At 62.8% G+C, this 18,228-nt stretch carries 15 protein-coding genes; 3 read left to right on the forward strand and 12 right to left on the reverse strand.

The genetic code is table 11. The features are described 5' to 3' along the window. Nucleotides 1-227: 227 nt before the first annotated feature. A complete protein-coding gene (locus tag NKH29_RS15555) occupies nt 228-1,157 on the reverse strand; it encodes a cation diffusion facilitator family transporter (RefSeq protein WP_023719249.1) in 930 nt (309 codons plus the stop codon). A 32-nt stretch (nt 1,158-1,189) separates the two neighbouring features. Next, the gene (locus NKH29_RS15560; protein WP_353000077.1) at nt 1,190-3,379 is read right to left on the reverse strand and encodes an anthranilate synthase; all 2,190 of its coding nucleotides are present in this window, start codon (nt 3,377-3,379) and stop codon (nt 1,190-1,192) included. A 319-nt stretch (nt 3,380-3,698) separates the two neighbouring features. On the opposite strand from NKH29_RS15560, the gene NKH29_RS15565 reads away from it, so the two are divergent. Beyond that, on the forward strand, nt 3,699-4,469 hold the full coding sequence (locus tag NKH29_RS15565) for an isocitrate lyase/PEP mutase family protein (protein WP_023719246.1): 771 nt from the start codon (nt 3,699-3,701) through the stop codon (nt 4,467-4,469). A 14-nt stretch (nt 4,470-4,483) separates the two neighbouring features. Here NKH29_RS15565 and NKH29_RS15570 read toward each other — a convergent pair whose 3' ends face one another. The 3 genes from NKH29_RS15570 to NKH29_RS15580 all read right to left on the reverse strand — a co-directional run bounded on the left by NKH29_RS15570 (nt 4,484) and on the right by NKH29_RS15580 (nt 7,508). Continuing rightward, a complete protein-coding gene (locus NKH29_RS15570) occupies nt 4,484-5,533 on the reverse strand; it encodes a M14 family metallopeptidase (protein WP_352817939.1) in 1,050 nt (349 codons plus the stop codon). 140 nt (nt 5,534-5,673) lie between these two features. Beyond that, nucleotides 5,674-7,050, reverse strand: a complete 1,377-nt coding sequence (locus NKH29_RS15575) for an FAD-containing oxidoreductase (RefSeq protein WP_352482056.1) — start codon at nt 7,048-7,050, stop codon at nt 5,674-5,676. Next, on the reverse strand, nt 7,047-7,508 hold the full coding sequence (locus NKH29_RS15580; RefSeq protein WP_352482058.1) for a DUF4126 domain-containing protein: 462 nt from the start codon (nt 7,506-7,508) through the stop codon (nt 7,047-7,049). Before NKH29_RS15580 ends, NKH29_RS15575 begins: the two co-directional genes overlap by 4 nt. A 146-nt stretch (nt 7,509-7,654) precedes the next feature. On the opposite strand from NKH29_RS15580, the gene NKH29_RS15585 reads away from it, so the two are divergent. After that, entirely contained in the window at nt 7,655-8,212 is a 558-nt protein-coding gene (locus tag NKH29_RS15585) for a sugar O-acetyltransferase (protein WP_023719242.1), read from the forward strand. A gap of 6 nt (nt 8,213-8,218) precedes the next feature. On the opposite strand, the gene NKH29_RS15590 is transcribed toward NKH29_RS15585, so the two are convergent. After that, a complete protein-coding gene (locus NKH29_RS15590; protein WP_352856584.1) occupies nt 8,219-9,205 on the reverse strand; it encodes a helix-turn-helix domain-containing protein in 987 nt (328 codons plus the stop codon). A 128-nt stretch (nt 9,206-9,333) separates the two neighbouring features. On the opposite strand from NKH29_RS15590, the gene NKH29_RS15595 reads away from it, so the two are divergent. Then, a complete protein-coding gene (locus NKH29_RS15595; protein WP_352482061.1) occupies nt 9,334-9,981 on the forward strand; it encodes a cysteine hydrolase family protein in 648 nt (215 codons plus the stop codon). 71 nt (nt 9,982-10,052) lie between these two features. Here the strand turns inward: NKH29_RS15595 and NKH29_RS15600 are convergent, their stop codons facing one another. The 6 genes from NKH29_RS15600 to NKH29_RS15625 all read right to left on the reverse strand — a co-directional run bounded on the left by NKH29_RS15600 (nt 10,053) and on the right by NKH29_RS15625 (nt 18,224). Further along, nucleotides 10,053-11,732 carry a formate--tetrahydrofolate ligase gene (locus NKH29_RS15600; protein WP_353000079.1) on the reverse strand — a complete coding sequence of 560 codons (1,680 nt, stop codon included), beginning with the start codon at nt 11,730-11,732 and terminating at the stop codon, nt 10,053-10,055. A gap of 303 nt (nt 11,733-12,035) precedes the next feature. After that, a complete protein-coding gene (locus tag NKH29_RS15605; protein WP_023719239.1) occupies nt 12,036-13,160 on the reverse strand; it encodes a DUF2333 family protein in 1,125 nt (374 codons plus the stop codon). A gap of 15 nt (nt 13,161-13,175) precedes the next feature. Beyond that, on the reverse strand, nt 13,176-14,480 hold the full coding sequence (locus tag NKH29_RS15610; protein ID WP_352494784.1) for a DUF6638 family protein: 1,305 nt from the start codon (nt 14,478-14,480) through the stop codon (nt 13,176-13,178). Between the two features lie 109 nt (nt 14,481-14,589). Next, the gene (locus NKH29_RS15615; protein ID WP_084642682.1) at nt 14,590-15,006 is read right to left on the reverse strand and encodes an endonuclease domain-containing protein; all 417 of its coding nucleotides are present in this window, start codon (nt 15,004-15,006) and stop codon (nt 14,590-14,592) included. A 137-nt stretch (nt 15,007-15,143) separates the two neighbouring features. Beyond that, nucleotides 15,144-17,054, reverse strand: coding sequence for an AAA family ATPase (locus NKH29_RS15620; RefSeq protein WP_352546816.1), 1,911 nt, complete (start codon nt 17,052-17,054; stop codon nt 15,144-15,146). A 24-nt stretch (nt 17,055-17,078) separates the two neighbouring features. Beyond that, complete coding sequence (locus NKH29_RS15625) at nt 17,079-18,224, reverse strand: hypothetical protein (protein WP_023719235.1); 1,146 nt, start codon at nt 18,222-18,224, stop codon at nt 17,079-17,081. Between the last annotated feature and the right edge of the window lie 4 nt (nt 18,225-18,228).

Raw genomic sequence — 18,228 nt, forward strand, 5'->3', positions numbered from 1 at the left:
CCACCGTGCCATGGCCGCTCGCCCTTCAGAGCAAGCGCCGTTCTCTCTCCAAAACTTTTTGCAGAACCTTCAGGACACTATCCTTCCTCGCGTCACTCACTCCTGCGACTATGGCTATTGGCAAAAGCCGCGGTGACGGCCAATCTCCCCACTTGTGGGGGAGATGTCCGGCAGGACAGAGGGGGCGCGAAGGGTCACGACTGAGCGATTTTTCTGCGCGAATTGCTTCACGCGAACGGCACGGCCGTCGTGCCCTTGGGCAGTTTCGCTTCGTCGTCGGGCTCGACATGGATGATGACGCGAACCGAAGGAATCTCTGCCCGCAGCGCGTCCTCGATGCGGTCGCAGATGACGTGGCTGGCGCCGACCGACATGTCGGCGTCGACGACCAGATGGAACTCGATGAAGGTGGCGCGGCCGGCGATGCGCGTCTTCAGGTCGTGGACCTCGAGCGCGCCCTTGCAATTGGCAGAGATGATGTCGCGGATACGGATATGTTCCTGGGTGTCGACGGCGCGGTCCATCAGCCCGTTCATCGACGAGCCGATGACGTGCCAGCCCTGCCACAGGATGTTCAGCGCCACGATCACCGCAAGAGCCGGATCGAGAACCTGCCAGCCGGTCAGCACGGCGCCGACCAGGCCAATGAAGACACCGACCGAGGTCGCTACGTCGGTCATGATATGCCTGCCGTCGGCAACCAGCGCCGGTGATTTTTCACTCCGTCCGGTGCGGATCAGCGTCAAGGCCCAGACGGCGTTGATGACGGTTGCGACGCCGTTGACGGCAAGGCCGGTCCATGGCTGTTCGAGCGGGGCCGGATGCTGCCACGACCACCAGACCTCGTTGAGGATGAGCAGGGCGGCAAGCACGATCAGCACGCCTTCCAGGACGGCCGAGAAATACTCGGCCTTGTGGTGGCCGAACGGATGGTCCTGGTCGGCTGGCTTGTAGCTGACCTGGATCGCCCAATAGGCGGCGGCCGAGGCAATGACGTTGACGATCGATTCCAGCGCGTCCGAATAAAGCGCAACCGAACCGGTGACGTACCAGGCCACCAGCTTGAGGCCGAGCACGACGAAGGCGACGACGATCGACCAGAAAGCGAGGCTGGCGACCTTCTGCCTGGCGGCTGCTTTGATTTCTGCCGCGGTCACTGGGGAAGAAATCCCAACACTGAGCCCTCGAATTAAGCGGCCTTTTCCTTGGCCTTGCGCGGCAGGTGCGCGACGATGTTCTCGATGATGCGCATGCCGGCATTGTGGCCGAGCGTCATGATCGATTCCGGGTGGAACTGCACAGCGGCGATCGGCTCCTTGCGGTGCTCGAAGGCCATGATGATGCCGTCCTCGGTCTCGGCGGTGACGACAAAACCATCGGGCAGCCGCACCGGATCGGCGAAGATAGAATGATAGCGGCCGACCGTCACCTCCTTGGGCAGGCCGGAGAAGATGATGCCCGGCTTCGACACGCGGATGCGCGACGGCTTGCCATGCATCGGGATGTGCAATTGCCGCAGCTCGCCGCCATAGGCCTCGGCCAGCGCCTGCAGCCCGAGGCAGACGCCGAAGATCGGCAGGTCGCGCGCACGGGCTCGCTTGATGGTGGCGGCGCAGTCGAAGTCCTTCGGCGTGCCGGGGCCGGGCGACAGCACGACCAGGTTTGGCTTCAGCCGGTCGAAGACCTCGTCCGGCACCGGCGTGCGCACCGTCGAGACATTGGCGCCGGTCTGGCGGAAATAGTTGGCCAGCGTATGGACGAAGGAGTCCTCGTGGTCGACCAGCAGGATGTTGACGCCATCGCCGACCCGCGCGGTGCTGCGTTCGGTGCTGGCGGCATTGCCTGACTTGGCGTCGCGGATGGCGGAGATCATGGCGGATGCCTTCAGTTCGGTTTCGGCTTCTTCTTCTTCGGGTATGCTGTCGAAGAGCAGCGTGGCGCCGGCGCGCACCTCGGCAATGCCGTCCTTGATGCGGATGGTGCGAAGCGTCAGGCCGGTGTTCATGTCACCGTTGAAATTGACCATGCCGATCGCCCCGCCATACCAGGCGCGCGGGCTCTTCTCGTTCTGCTCGATGAAGCGCATGGCCCATAATTTCGGCGCGCCGGTGACGGTGACGGCCCAGGCATGCGACAGGAAGGCGTCGAAGGCGTCCATGCCTTCGCGCAGCCGTCCCTCAATGTGGTCGACGGTGTGGATCAGGCGCGAATACATCTCGATCTGGCGACGGCCGATGACGCGCACCGAGCCCGGCTCGCAGACCCTCGACTTGTCGTTGCGGTCGACATCCGAGCACATGGTGAGTTCGGACTCGTCCTTCTTGGAATTGAGCAGCTTGAGGATCTGCTCGCTATCGGAAATGGCATCGTCGCCGCGCTTGATAGTGCCGGAGATCGGGCAGGTCTCGACGCGGCGGCCGTTGACGCGAACGAACATTTCCGGCGAGGCGCCGATCAGATATTCGCCCTCGCCGAGATTGATGAAGAAGGAATAGGGCGAGGGATTGATGCTCTTCAGCTTGCGGGAAATCTCGGAGGGCTGGGTTTCGCAGCGTTCGTAGAACATCTGCCCCGGCACCACTTCGAACAGGTCGCCGCGCTCAAAGCTCGTCATCGCCTTGCGCACCAGCTTGGCATATTCGCCGGGCTCGTGGTCACCGCGCGGCGGGATGCGGGCGGCGGTCCTGAACGGCTCGACGATTTCGTCGCGCGGCAGGCCTTCGGTCGAAAAGCCGTCGCCGGAATAGTCGTAGCGGTCGGTCCAGGCCTTGGTCGAATAATGGTCGACGACGAGGATCTCGTCGGGCAGGAACAGCACGAGATCGCGCTGGCTTGGCTTGCGCTCGAGCTTGTAGTCGACCGGATCGAACTGGAAGGCGAGGTCGTAGCCGAAGGCGCCATAGAGGCCGAGATTGGCGTCTTCCTCGGTTTTGAACAAAGCGGTGATGGCGCGCAGCACGGTGAACACGGAGGGAACGCGGCTGCGTTCCTCTTCGGTGAAGACACGGCCGGGCTTGGCGACCTCGAGGCGGATGAGTTTGTTCGACGTCTCGGCGATCGTGACATCGTCAAGGCCGGCAAGCACCGTACCGATCACCGGCAAAAGCACCTCGCCACGGCGGTTCAGCGCCTCGATGCGCATGGCGCGGCCGCGTGCCGAGATCACCAGCGGCGGATCGATGATGGCGGTATCCCAGCGCGTATAACGGCCGGGATATTCGTAATTCGAGGAAAACACGGCGCCGCGGCGCGAATTCAGGCCATCGACATAGCCGTCGATCGCGCCCTCATATGGCCGGTCATGGCGCTGGCGGGTAATCGCCACGCCACCCGCGGTGACGAAGCGCTCGGCGCCATTCTCCAGAATTTTCGTCGTCATTGCCGTCTCCATCAGCGTCTTTGGGGCAACGGACCCGGGAATGGCTTGAAAAAACAAATGGCCGCCCGGACATTCCGCTGCGGCCACCTTCTATTGTCACGCGAACGCGTTCGAACAGGCCGCTGTCAGCGAGCCCACCACCAAATGGTCTTGATCGAACGCATATTCATGGCGAAATCCATAGCCGCGAAAAGCGGTATGCGCAACAGGTTTGAAAGTCTGTGGGGTGGCTGCTGCTTTCGCAACCCATGGCACATGGCCAAGACCGGCAGTCCTGCCTAGACTCTGCATCAAACAGCAGGAAGACGGGAAAACATCGATGACCGAGCAGATCGACCGCGCACGGACGTTCCATTCCCTCCATGTCAAGGGCAACCCGATTGTCCTCTACAATGCCTGGGACCCAGGCTCCGCCAAGATCATCGCGCAAGCAGGGGCCAAGGCCATCGCCACCGGAAGCTGGCCGGTCGCGGCCGCTTTCGGATTCGCCGATGGCGAGAAAATCCCGTTGGAACTGGCGCTCGAAAACATCAAACGCATCGTTGCGGCGGTGGATCTGCCGGTAACCATGGACCTCGAGGGCGGTTACGGGGTCGCTCCGGAGGTTGTCGCCCGCAGCGTGGGGCTCGCCGTGCAGGCTGGAGCCGTCGGCTTTAATTTCGAGGATCAGATTGTCGGCGGCAGTGGGCTGCACGACATCGCCATACAGGTGAGGCGGATCGAAGCCGCCGCGGCGGCCGTGAAGACCTCGGGTATTCCGGCCTTCATTAACGCCCGAACCGACATTTTCCTGAAGGCGAAACCGGATGCGCACGACAAGGCTCTCCTCGATCAGGCGATCGAGCGGGCGCACGCCTACGAAAGGGCCGGAGCGCATGGCTTCTTTGCGCCGGGGCTTGCCGATGAAGGCCTGATCGAGGCGCTCTGCCAGGCAACGGCATTGCCGGTCAACATCATTGCACTGGCGCATGTGCCGCCGCGCCAGAGGCTTGCCGAACTCGGCGTCGCCCGCGTGAGCCATGGTCCGGTGCCTTACCGGCAGATGGCCGAATGGCTGGAGTCCAAGGCGCGACAGGCGATTTCGGGGTAGCCTGGCGGGTTGCGTCAGTCCTCCAGCGTCCCCGACCTTGCATCGGCACTCTTCCTGTCGCCGACCAGCTTCAAGAGGTCCTCGCCGGCGCGAATTATGCGGCGCGAGCGGCGTGTCAGGATGAGGCCGGCCTGGGGCGCCAACACTTCCGTGCGGCCGTCGGGCTCACCCGGCGCGTGGACGATGGTGGCAAGGCGCGCACCCTTGGTGACGCGGTCGCTCGGCTTCACGTGGTAGAGGATCGCGCCCGAACGGGGCGCCGGCATCATCTCGATATTTTCGATCGGCGCGACGAGTCCTCCGAAGCTGCCAGACGCGGGCAGCGCCTGATCCCGGATGACGCCGCGCGCCACCAGCAGCCGGTAGAGCCCTTCGGCGTCGGCGCTGGCGAGGGCGCCGTCGACGTCGAGTATGCCGCGATATTCGACGGTGGTGGCGACGCGCCGATCGAGGCGCGCGACGTCGGCGGGAACGTTCTGATACGGCATGATCGAGGCGCCTTCGAAGGTGCCGTCGGGATCTTCGTGCCACAGCATCACCGCATCGACGCCCATAGCCGCCGCACAATCCGCCATGGCCGGCCACAGGCTGGTGTGGACGTAGAGGTAGGCGAGGCCTTCATCGTCGCAGTGCAGGTCGAGCACGATGTCGTGGCCGATGGAGAGCTGCAGCAGCCGCGTCTTCAGCCGCTGATCGACCGTGCCGTGCGCCGGCAGGAGCGTGAGGTCGGGCGCGGCGAGCCGCGGAAAGCCGCGATTGAAATTGGTGCGCGTCCCCAGATGGAAGCGGCCCTGATGGTCGCCATAGAGATATTGCGCGCGGCCGATCGGATTGGCCCAGGGCACGATGGTCATATTGCCGCTGATGCGGCCTTCGGCTTCCGCCCTGCTGAGCATCGGCATCAGCGCATCGATGGCAACGACGCCCGGCAATTCGCCGGCATGAAGTGCCGCCTGCAGATAGGCCGAAGGCGCTGTCTTGTCCGTTCCGGTGAACCGGAAGACGGGGAATTCGTAGGAAACGCCCTCGCTGTCGCCGGCGATGCGTTCGATGGATTTCTGCATGGACTGTCTCCAGGAAACGAGACCGAACACATGCCCTTTCGCCAATACACTGTCGATTGGTCCAGCTTTTCGCGCTATGGGCGCACGGCTCTATCCGGGCCTGGCGCTCAAAGGATCGCGAGATAACGCCTGCGCCCGGCCTATGCCAGCGGCTTCAATTCCTGGGCGATGGTCGGCAGAAGCTCCGAGACGTTCGGGTGGATGTGCACCGCGCGCGCCAGCGTACTGACCGGCGCCTTGGCATACATCAGATCGAGCACGCAGTGCACTGCCTCGTCGCCACCCGGGCCGAGCACCGAACAGCCGAGGATTTCCTTGGTGTCGGCATCGACCAGGATCTTCATGAAGCCTTGCGTCTCACCTTTTTCGACGGCACGGCTGACGCGGGTCATTGGCCGCTGGCCGACAAGGGCGCGGCGGCCGGATTTCCTTACCGCGGCTTCGGTCATGCCGCAGCGGCCGAGTGGTGGGTCGATATAGAGCGCATAGGCCTCGATGCGGTCGCTGACCTTGCGCGGATCGTTGTCGAGCAGGTTGGCGGCGACAATCTCGTAGTCATTGTACGAGGTGTGGGTGAAGGCGCCCTTGCCGTTGCAGTCGCCCATCGCCCAGATGCCGGGCACGCTGGTGCGCAGCTGGTCGTCGACGACGATGAAGCCGCGTTTGTCGACCTCGACGCCGGCTTTGTCGAGGCCGAGATCGTCGGTGTTTGGCGTGCGGCCCAGGGCCAGCAGCACATGCGAGCCGACCGCAGCCGCCTTGCCTGGCGAGAAGGTCACGGCGATTTCGTTGCCTCGCCTGGCGAAGCGGATATCGTCGGCGCCGAGATGGACGGCAATGGCTTCGTTTTCGAGGATCGACAAAATGGCGTCCGAGACGTCATCGTCCTCGCGGCCGATCAGGCGCGGGCTCTTTTCGATGACCGTGACTTCGGAACCGAAGCGGCGGAACATCTGCGCGAATTCGAGCGAGACATAGCTGCCGCCGACGACGATGAGATGGCGCGGCAGCACGTCGAGATCCATCATCGACGAATTGGTCAGGTAAGAAATGCCGTCGATGCCGGGCAGGTCGGGCACCGAGGCGCGGCCGCCGGTGTTGAGGAAGATCTTTTCGGCGCTCAGCAGATCGTCGCCGACGCGCACCGTATTGGCGGTCACGAAGCGCGCATGGCCGCGATAGAGCGTGCATTTGTCCATGCCGGCAATCCAGTCTTCGAGATTGCCGCGGGCATCGTTCGAGACTTTGTCCTTGCGCGCCTTGATCGCCTTGTAGTTGACGCCGACGGGACCGGAGAGCGTCACACCGTAGTCCGCGGCGCAGCGGGCGAGATGCGCGGCATAGGCGCTTGCCACCATCGTTTTGGTCGGCGTGCAGCCGGTGTTGACGCAAGTGCCGCCGACCAGCTTTCGCTCGATCAGCGCCACGCTCATGCCGGCCGCATTCAGCCGGCCGGCGAGCGGTGGGCCGGCCTGCCCGGCACCGACGATGATGGCGTCGAATGTCTTTGCCGTCATGCCACCGCCGCCACGATCAGAAGTCCGCCGACGATCGCCACCGCGTCCTCGATGAAGGCGGCGGGCGGGTCCTTGCCGAAGGCGGTGGCCAGGCGTTTACGCGCCTCGGCGCCGCCCAACGTGCCGATCACCGCGCCGACGGCGCCGGCGATCAGGCCGCCGATGGTGGCGCCGCCGGTGGCGCCGATCACCGCGCCGGTGAAAGCGCCCAAGACGATGCGCGTGCCGAATTGCTGCGGCACCTTGCGGCTCGGCGCCGATGGCAGCTGGTCGGTGACCAGTTCGGCGATGGCCAGGATGGTGAAGATGCCGACGGCGATCCAGTGACCCATGAAACTCGCCCAGGTGCCGGTGACCGGCAACCAGCCTAGCCAGGCGCCCCAGGCGACCGCGGCGGGCGCAGTCATGGCGCGAAGCCCGGCAACGATGCCAATCAGGAGTGCAAGAATGTACAGCATGATTGATCCCTCGATGGCCGGCTTGGGACAGGTCCGAGAGAGCAAGCTACCATAGGTCCGGTATTTGACCAGAGGTGGTGTCGCCGCCGGCGCTTCCGTATTTTCACCAGTTGTGCTTGGCAAAGATTGAGACTGGAGTTGCGGCCATGACGGGGAGCGAACGCACGAAAATGGCGGCGGGCGAGTGGTATTGCTGCCTCGACCCGGAACTGGAGGCGCTGCGGATCACGGCACGCGACGCGGTGTTCGAGCACAACAGCCTGCCACCACGACAGCGCGGCGATATCGGGCCTGCCTTGCGGGCGCTGCTCGGCGCTGCAGGCGAGGGCGCCCGGATCGAAGCGCCGTCCCACTGCGCTTATGGCTTCAACATCTTTCTCGGCGACCGCGTCTTCCTCAATGCCGGCTGCACTATTCTCGATACGGCGCAAGTCCGCATCGGCAAGGGAACGCTGCTCGGCCCGAATGTGCAGATCTATTGCGCCGAGCACCACAAGCAGGCTGCCGGGCGGCGGGCAGGGCTGGAGATCGCCAGGCCGGTCGAGATCGGCGACAATGTCTGGATCGGCGGCAGTGCCATCATCCTCGGCGGGGTCAGGATCGGTGATGGCGCCATCGTCGGCGCCGGTGCCGTGGTGACGCGCGACGTGGCGGCGAACACCACGGTGGTCGGCAATCCGGCACGGGTAATCAGGAGCGGGTGAGCCGGATCAGCGTGAAGCGCCGCGTCTATCCAAATCGACACTCCTCGAGAATTCGCGCCGATACTGCCCGGGCGAGGTTCTGAGCCGCGCCGCGAAATGCTGGCGCAGCGAGGTGGCGCTGCCGAAGCCGGCCTCGAAGGCAACCGTATCCATCGATTTTTCCGTTGCTTCCAGCAGCCGCTGTGCGAGTTGCACACGCTGGTCGGTCAGCCAGTCGCCGAAACTGGTGCCGATCGTTTTCTGGAAACGGCGCGTGAACGTCCGGCGGGTGAGGCCGGCGAGACCGGCAACGCTGTCCAGACTGTGCGGATCACCCAGGGTTTTGCGCACCGTTTCGAGAGCCTGGGTGAAGCGGTCCGCATTGCCGGTTCTGGCGATGGGACGTTCGATGAATTGCGCCTGCCCGCCCTGCCGATGCGGAGAAAGCACGATCTGCCGGGCAAGGCGAAGCGCTGCCTCCGCGCCGTAACGAGCCCGTACGACGTGCAGGCAGCAGTCAAGCCCGGCGGCGACGCCGGCGGATGTCACGACATCGCCATCGTCGATGTAGAGCACTTCTGGTTCGACGAGAATGTCGGGATAGAGTTCCTGCAGCTGATCCGCGTAGGCCCAGTGCGTCGCGGCTCGCCGCCCCGAAAGCAATCCGGTCGCCGCGACAGCGAACGTTCCCAAGCACAGTCCGACAATCAGCGCGCCGCGCTCGTGCGCGCCAAGCAACGCCTCGATCAGTGTCGTCGGCGGTGAGATCCCGAGATTCTTCCAACTCGGCACGATGACGATGTCGGCATCATCGAGCGCTGAAAGCCCGTGCGGGACGCTGATGGTCAGCCCGGCATCAGTGCGGATCGGCCCGTTCTCAATCGCGCAGACCCGGAAGTCGAAGCGCGGCAGGCCGAGCGTCGTGCGATCCGCGCCGAACACGAGACACGGCACGGAGAGATGAAACGGGCTGATGCCATCGAAGGCGATGGCGGCAACGACAGGATCGGCCATGGGAGCTCCAGCAAAGGGTGACACCGATTGTCCCAATTCTTTCGAACAATGTCAATCGGGACACTTTTTGCGATCCGGCGCCGCGCTTATCGTCCACCCATCAATGCCAAACGGGAAAGGAAAACCCCATGTCGGACCCAGCCAAAGGCAAAGCTCCACGCCGCGCCCTCATCGTCATCGATGTTCAGAACGACTATGACGGCGGCAACCTCGCCATCCAGCATCCGCCGTTCCGCGAGAGCGTCGTCAATGTGGCGCGAGCGATGGACGCGGCCACCGAGGCAGGCGTCAAGGTGGTGGTCATCAAGCAGTTGGCACCGGAAACCTCATCGGTCTTCGCCAAGGGCAGCCATGGCGCCGAGTTGCACCCGGAAATCGCCAGGCGAAACCGCGACCACTACATCGAAAAGAACTTGCCCAGCGCCTTCACCGGCACGGATTTAGAGGAGTGGCTGCGCGCCAACTCTATCGATACGATCACGGTCATCGGCTACATGACGCATAATTGCGATCTGTCCACGGTCATCCATGCCGTGCATATGGGTTTTGAGGTCGAGTTCCTGTCGGACGCGACGGGGTCGTTGCCCTACGCCAACAGCGCCGGCTACGCTTCGGGCGAGGAAATCCATCGCGTCGTGACGATCGTATTGCAGTCGCGCTTCGCGGCCGTTCTCAAAACCGCCGAATGGATCGATTGCCTGAAGACCGGCGTGGTACCCCAGCACGACACACCCTATGCCTCCAACCAGCGCGCGCTGGCGCGAAGCGCGGCGTAGGAGACTATTGCGAGCAGGCAGAAGGGCGCCGCAGCGTTGCGGCGCCCTTTGCCGTTCGAGCGTTGATATCCTTAGAACAGGCCCTCGATCTGGCCCATTTCGTTCAGGAAGATCTTTTCCGAGGATGGCGCTTTGGGCAGACCGGGCATGGTCATCACCTCGCCGCAGATGATGACGACGAAGCCGGCGCCGGCAGACAGCCTGACCTCGCGCACCGGCACGGTGTGGCCGGTCGGCGCGCCGCGCAGATTCGGATCGGTGGAGAAGGAATATTGCGTCTTGGCCATGCAGACCGGCAAATGACCGTAGCCGGCGTGCTCCCAGGCGTGGAGCTGGTCGCGCACCGATTTGTCGGCGATCGCTTCGGAACCGCGATAGATGCGCTGGACGATGGTGTTGATCTTCTCGAACAGCGGCATGGCGTCAGGATAGAGCGGGGCAAATTGCGACGCGCCGGATTCGGCCAACGCCACGACTCTTTTGGCCAGTTCCTCGATGCCGGCCGATCCCTGAGCCCAGTGCTTGCACAGGATCGCCTCTTCGCCCATCGAGGCGACGTAGTCCTTCATCGCCTGGATCTCGGCCTCGGTGTCGGAGTAGAAATGGTTGATGGCGACCACTGCCGGCACACCGAACTGGCGGATGTTCTCGATGTGGCGGCCCAGATTCGCACATCCCTTCTTGACCGCGTCGACGTTCTCCTTGCCGAGTTCCTCCTTCTTGACGCCGCCATTCATCTTCATGGCGCGAACCGTGGCGACGATGACCGCCGCTGCCGGCCTCAGGCCGGCCTTGCGGCATTTGATGTCGAAGAACTTTTCGGCACCGAGGTCGGCGCCGAAACCGGCTTCGGTGACGACGTAATCGGCAAGCTTCAGCGCCGTCGTGGTGGCAACGACGGAGTTGCAGCCATGCGCGATGTTGGCGAAGGGGCCGCCATGGACGAAAGCCGGGTTGTTCTCCAGCGTCTGCACGAGATTGGGCTGCATGGCGTCCTTCAAGAGTACGGCCATCGCGCCGTCGGCCTTGAGGTCGCGGGCATAGACGGCCGACTTGTCGCGACGATAGGCGACGATGATGTCGCCGAGGCGCTTTTCCAGGTCCTTCAGGTCGGTCGACAGGCACAGGATGGCCATGACTTCCGAGGCGACTGTGATGTCGAAACCGGCCTCGCGCGGGAAACCGTTGGCGACGCCGCCGAGCGAACAGATGATCTCGCGCAGCGACCGGTCGTTCATGTCCATGACGCGGCGCCAGACGACACGGCGGGTGTCGATGCCGAGCTCGTTGCCCCAATAGATATGGTTGTCGATCAGCGCCGACAGCAGATTATGGGCGGTGGTGATGGCATGGAAATCGCCGGTGAAGTGGAGGTTCATGTCCTCCATCGGCACGACCTGCGCATAGCCGCCGCCGGCGGCACCGCCCTTGACGCCGAAATTCGGTCCGAGCGAAGCCTCGCGGATGCAGACGATGGCCTTCTTGCCGATGCGGTTGAGGCCATCGCCCAAGCCCACCGTCGTCGTCGTCTTGCCTTCGCCGGCCGGTGTCGGGTTGATGGCGGTCACGAGGATCAGCTTGCCGTCCTTGTTGCCCTTCACCGACTTGATGAACTCGGCCGAGATCTTCGCCTTGTCGTGGCCGTAGGGCAGAAGATGTTCGCTCGGAATGCCGATCTTCTGGCCGATCTCCTGGATCTGCTTCTTCCTGGCGCCGCGCGCGATCTCGATGTCGGACTTCACTTCGGCCATGACGGCTTCCCTCTGAATTGAACGGATTCGATTACTGTGGTCGCAAGCCCGGCACTGCAGGCGCGGGCATGTTCTACCCCTGTCGCTGCCGCGGCGTCAACTTTCATGCAACTATGTTTCCTACGAAGAAAGTGCCTCTGCGGTCGGCTGCCCTGCTACAGGTTCTTTTTTCGCGCCGGTCGCCGCGCCGTATAGAAGCCAGAGCAGGCGCGGTTCCGCCGTCTCAAAACAGTCGCGTAATACGCGAAAAGCGACAGAAGCAACGGCGCAAATTCACCAGCGCCGGCTGCGCGGAACGATCCGCTACTGCGTCAGCACGTTGCTGATCTCGACCATGTTCGAGCGGACCCTGAGTATGTAAAACCCCATCGTCGTCAGATGTGTCGGCAACAGCCAGCCGTCCTCGCGGCCATTGGCGATGATGAAGGGCTGGATGCGCAGCGCCGAGACGAATTGCGCGTCCATCGTATCCCACAGGTTCTGCAGGTGCTTTTCCTTGATGACGTCCTCGAAGTCGGCCTGCGCGCCCTTCATCAGCCCGTAATAGGCATAAAGCTGGCCATAGGCGAACCAGAAGCGGTCGTCGGCACGGGTGTCGAACCAGCCATTGTTGTGGTTTTCGGCACGCTCCTTGAGGATCGCCGAGGTCGAGCCGATGTCGGACGAGATGCGGTCGATATACTGCTTGAGATTGTCGGCGCGGGCATCGAACGTGGCCTGGCAGGCTGCCAGACGGGCGTTGAAGGAACGCAGCTTGCGCACCGCGTCGCGATAATAGCTCGGGGTCGGCGTCTTGGGACCAAACGGGTTCAAGCCGAAGTACCAGGTTTCCTCATCGAACTGCAGATTGCCGCGGGCGTCCTGCAGGTCGGCGTCGATCTGCGAGGTGGTGCGGACGCGGCCGAGATTGTCGGCAAGCTCGGTCGCCGTGCGCCGCACCGCCTGGTTGATGCCGCGCTGGAACGAAGCCTTGTTGTCCATGAACGGCGTGTGGTCCCAGTCGATGCCGAACAGGCCGAGCTTGTAGAGGATCATCGACGACACCCAGGCATTCTGGTTGACGTTGAAGTCGGTCAGGTCGGCCGCAACCTGGGCAATGGCTGAATTTCCGCAGGTCTTGGCCGTGTCGGTGCCGGCGCCTGCAGAGACCTGTTCACCGGCGGAGCTGTTGCGCTTTTCGAACGTGTATTTGTCGACGTAATTCGGGTCGAAATTGTTCCACCACTGGGTGGCGTAGAAGAAATTAATGTAGAGGCCGATCAGCACGACGACAGCCAGGCCGAGCACCGCCTTCAGGATCCAGCCGCGTTGCGTGTACCAGCGCCCCGCCCACAGGAACGGCCACAGGATCGCGCCGATGAGCAAGCCGATGCCGCGGCCAATCCACTGGAAAATCCGGGTGAAGAAATTCACGATCGGATCAAGCATGGCGATGTCACCCCCTCAGTCAGTCAAGCCGTAGAGGCGTGTGCGAAACGCCACCTTGTCCTTCAAATATGTGGTTTTCAGAACGTCCACAACATGCGATCGCCAAGCGTCGCTGAAGCCGTCATAATCCCTGTAGAAGCCCGGCTTGTTGAAGACGTAACGCGAAACGAAGTCCTGCGGCACGAAGTCCGAGATCAGCTGGTTGGTCAGCCAGGCGTCTTGATGGTCCGGCTTGGCGCGGATCACCAGGAAGCGCTGCTGCGGGAACACATCCTCTATCTTGAGATGGCCGAGCTGAGCGATCTCGCGCTTGGCGGCGTTGAGGAAGGGAAAATTGCCATCCCTGGCGATCAGATCGGCATGGCCGTGGATCCAGGTCTGCAGCCAGACCTTGTCGACGTCGGTCAGATTGCGGTCGGGCTCGGCGTCGCGGATCAGCGCGCGCACCACCATTTCGGCGCGATGCTCGAGATAGCCGGAGGTTTCGATCCATGAGGCGCGCGGCAGCTCGATGCGGCCGGTCGAAGCGAGGAACTTGAACACCTTGTCGGCGTCGTGGATCGAGAGGTAGCTCACCTGCCACGGCCGCGAACGGCGGAAACCCGGCGCTGCCGGGTCGCTGATCACCGTCGTCACGTCGGGATCGACGAACACATAGAGCCCGCCGAAATGGCTGGTCCAATAGGCGTTGTGGCGGAAGATCACCTGGTCCGGCACCAGCGCATTCTCGCGGATGTCGCCGCAGACCTTCGCCAGCTCGACCATGTGTGCAAGCATGGCATTGTCGCGCCAGGCATCCGGTTCCTGCTTCAGCCGGTCGACCAGCTTGCCGAGCTCGGCGGCCTTGCCCAGCACGTCCTCGGCCGACAGCACCTTGAACTCGACCTGGTTGATCGACAGCAGATCCTCGATGTCGTCGACCTTGGGCACTGAATCCTCGATCTCGCCGTAGATGACGTCCTTGATTGTCAGCGCATCGATGGCGCGCTGGTTCTTCGACATGAACTCGTACATCAGCAGCGAGGTGTTGGAGAAAGCCGTGTGCACCACCGGCAGGTCGATCTGCGACGGCGTCAGGATGATGAAGCGGCGGTTGACCTCGTTCGGATCGAGGTAGCTGTAGTCGCCGCATTCCTCGGCGACCTGCGGCGAAAAGCCGGTACGGTCGATCTCGAAGCTTTTCAGCTTGGTCGGCTTCAGCCCGAAGGCGACCATCGCCTTGTTGTAGCGCTGGATCAGATGCGGCTCGTCGACCGTCAGCAGCCGGCCGTAGATCAGCTCGTTGTCGCGTAGCAGGTCGGGTTTCTTGGCAGGACTCATGCGCGTAGTCCCAACGGATCTTGCGCTGGATGACCGAGCTCCAACGCTGACGCCCCCCTCTCCCCGTTCTTCACGGGGAGAGGGTAAGGGTGAGGGGCAGCGCAAACGGTCAAGGACATGTCTCTCCATAGCCTTTGGCGGCGACAAATCGAAGATCACGCGTTTCGATATGGCGTTCGAGGCGCCCTTCGATCGCAGCCACCACTGTTTCAAGGACTGCTTCCCGCTCCTTCAATACGTCTACGTTCCAAAAGCGAAGGATAGACCAGCCATCGGAGACGATGAAGCGATCTCGGATTCGATCATATTGGCTGCCGACATGCTGACTGCCATCGACTTCGACGACGAGCTGGCAGTCTCTGCAGGCGAAATCGACGAAGTAAGAGCCTATCGGCAACTGCCGTACGAATTTATGGCCGTTCAGTCTGCGGTCGCGCAACTCCAGCCAGAGCGCGGTTTCTGCATCGTTGTCGGATTGACGCAGGCGCCTTGCGCGCTTGGTTGTGTCTATTTCTGGCCCACGCATGCGCTGCCCCTCACCCTTACCCTCTCCCCGTGAAGAACGGGGAGAGGGGGGCGTCAGCGTTTGAGCCACGTCTTTCAGCGTTGCTGTGGGAGCTTATGCATCGCACCGGAAACAGTGCTATCCGGTGAGAAGGAAGATCACGCATTCCACATTCCCTTCTTCTTCAACTCCTCGATCTCGCGGACGGCACGCTCCCGCAGACGGGTGTCGCGGATCATCTTGCTCACCGCCGCATCGTCCGACTTGTCGGAATAGCGGAATTCGGAATCCGCATAGCGGTTGATCTCCTGCATGACCATGTCCATCGAGAACGGCCCTCGCAGTTCCTCGATCATCGCCTTCTTGTCGTCGTAGCTTTTGTGCATGAAGGCTTCCGGCTTCTCGAACCACTCGTCGGGCAATTCGATGTCCATGGCGCGCATCTTGATCGCGTCGGTGACGTTCTTGATGGCGCGTCCGGTGAAACGCGGCTCGGCATCCTTGATCAAGTGCAGATAGGTGCCGATATCGGCCATCGACTTCGGCGCGCCGTTGTCCTTCATGTAGCGCTCATAGACCTTCATCAGCCCGTCTTCCTGCGGCTTCTCATGCTCCTCGTAAGCCTCCATCACCGCGCGCTGGATTTCCTGAGCGGCATAGAGCTTGTGGTCGCCGAGCGGGATCTTGTGGTTCTTGCCGGCGAGCAGGACGAAGATGTCGATGTAGTCGTCGCGGCTCTGCGGGCCGTCGACCAGCCAGCGGGCGCCGGCGCGCTGGCGCAATGCGTCGTCAACGTTTTCGGGATAGTTGGAAAACATGCCGAACGAGCAATTGCCGCGCACCACGGTTGCCGCGCCGGCAAATGCGTCCATCAGCACACCGGTGATTTCCTGCTGGCCGGCCGAGGCGCGGTCGTCTGAGCGGCGTGCGGCGACCTGGTCGATATCGTCGATGGTGCCGAAGCCGATGACGCGCGGGTTCAGCACATTGTTGATGAACTGGCGGCAGTTCTGGCCGGACTTGCCCTGGTAGGAGGAGATCTGGTCGACGCCGAAATTTTCGTAGGCGAAGGGATAGCCGGCGACTTGGCAGTAGCCGTTGAGAAGGCCGGCGATCATCTGGATCAGCGTCGTCTTGCCGGTGCCGGGCGCGCCGTCGCCGATAAACGTGAACAGGAAGCCGCCAAGCTCGACGAATGGGTTCAGCTCGCGCTCGAAGTCGTACGCCATCAGCATCTTGGCGAGCTTTACCGACTGGTACTTGGCGATGTGGTTGCCGACGACCTCTTCCGGTTTCTTGAAGGTCATCACCAGCGGTTTTGCCCGCTTGCCAGGGGCGACGTCGAAACCATCGAGGGTAAAATCGTCGACGTCGATGCGGATATGGGCGTTCTCGAACGGGCCGATGCCGTCGAAGCGGCCCTTTCGCGCCAACAGCCCGTCGATGGCTACGCGGGCAAAGGCGCGGGCGCGGGTCATCAGGTCGGCGTCGTCCTTCGAACCTGCTATCGCCCTGTCGAGCCCGGCCACGATCGACTTCACCGCATCCTGCGGGGTGTCGAACAGAAAGTCCGGCTCGGGCGTGTCGTTCGGCGCCTCGCCGTCGCTGTCGATCAGCTGGAACAAATAGGAGGCGAGGCTGAAGGCGGAGATGTAGGCAGAGGCCGACAGCAGCTTCTTGAAGGTGGCAGCTTCGTCGCCTTCGAGCGGCGCGCGGGCGTTTTTCGCCTGCAGGCTTTCGAGGTCCGAGCCTTCGGCGAAGACATCCGATATGGCTAGCGCTATTGCCGCCCCGCGCCGAGCGCGAAACAACAGCATGTGCTGCGGTATGGTCAGCAATTGGTCGTCGGGATGGACGGCGGCGACGGTTTTGGCGAGCTCGACCTCGCGCGTGCGGCGAACCGAGCCGACCGAGACGGTCGAGACGAAGCGGCGGTTGGTGCCGGCAAGCGCTGTGCCGGACTCGCGCGATGGGTCTTCCAGCACGACGATGCGGGTGATGAAACTTTGCGCAGTGGCGCGGTGCTTTTCAATTGCCGCTTCCGGGATGGTGGTCAGGCCGGTGTCCATGGAAGATGCTCCGCGATTTGACGGTCAGACGTCGCTGATGACCTGCCCTTTGGACAGGATGTGGACCTTGTAGCCCGAAAAGATCTTCTGCGCCTCGCCGGCGGCATAGAGCGCCTGATAGGCCTCGTGCGGGATCAGCGCATGGTTCTCATAGCTCGACACGCCCTGGCGCGCGGCCTCGAGATCGTCGGTATTGATGAAGAATTCCTGCGTCGTCTTTTCGCTCGAGAACAGCCCCTTGCGGCCTGGCTTCTCGGCCTTGGAAAAGACCTCCTGGATGGTCCAGGTCAGCAGCCAGGCGTTTTCCGGCTTGCGCACCTTGGCCAGCACTTCGCTTACCGTCGAATTGTTGTCGGTAATCCCTGCAGAATAGAACGGGCCGAGCACGACGCGACGCAGCTGCTTGGGATGCAGCGGTTCGAAATCCTTGTCGAGGTTGACCGCGATGGTCGCCGGCGACAGCGTGTAGGCGGAATTCTTCTCGGTGAAATCGTCGAAACGGTGGGCGAGCTCGGGATTGAGCAGGCCGTCGACCGGCAGCGGAATGTCGACCCTCTCGTTAAGCTTGCCGCCGGAGTCGACCAGTTGCCGGATCATGTCATCCGAGGAATCCTCGACCGTCACCATATAGACCAGCGGCAGGTTGGCGCTGCCATCGAAGCAGGCCCAGTGGACCAGATAATAGGGCCGCAACGTCTTCGGATTGACCGAAACCTTGGCCGTCTGGGCCAGCGTGAACGGGCCAAAGGTGGTCTCGCTCTTGACGTCTTCGAGGTAGAGCCGCTCGGCCATCGATTTCTGCAGCGCTTCGGGAAATTCCTTGTGGCGCAGGATGAAGTCCGCCATTTCCTCGCGCAGCTCGCCGGCCAGCGGGAGGTTGGCGAGGCGCGCATCGGCCTGGAGGCGGTCGTTTTCCAGCTCGAGCAGGTTCTGAAAGACCGGAAAACCGCTTTCGGCGCGCGAGATGCGGAACGTCTCGGTGAAGCCCAGCCGGTTGCGCCAGCATGAGAACGACTTGTCGAGCCGCGCAATATATTCGGCGACGATCTTGGCGACGATGCCGTGCCGGTAGAGCGGCGAGCGATCGTCGCGCATGAACACTTCGAGGCCGCCAAGTGCCGCCGCGATCGCCGAGAAATAGCGCGCCGCCGCTTCGTTTTCGGGGGTCATGCTG

Source organism: Mesorhizobium sp. M1295 (genome assembly GCF_040318135.1).
GTDB lineage: Bacteria > Pseudomonadota > Alphaproteobacteria > Rhizobiales > Rhizobiaceae > Mesorhizobium.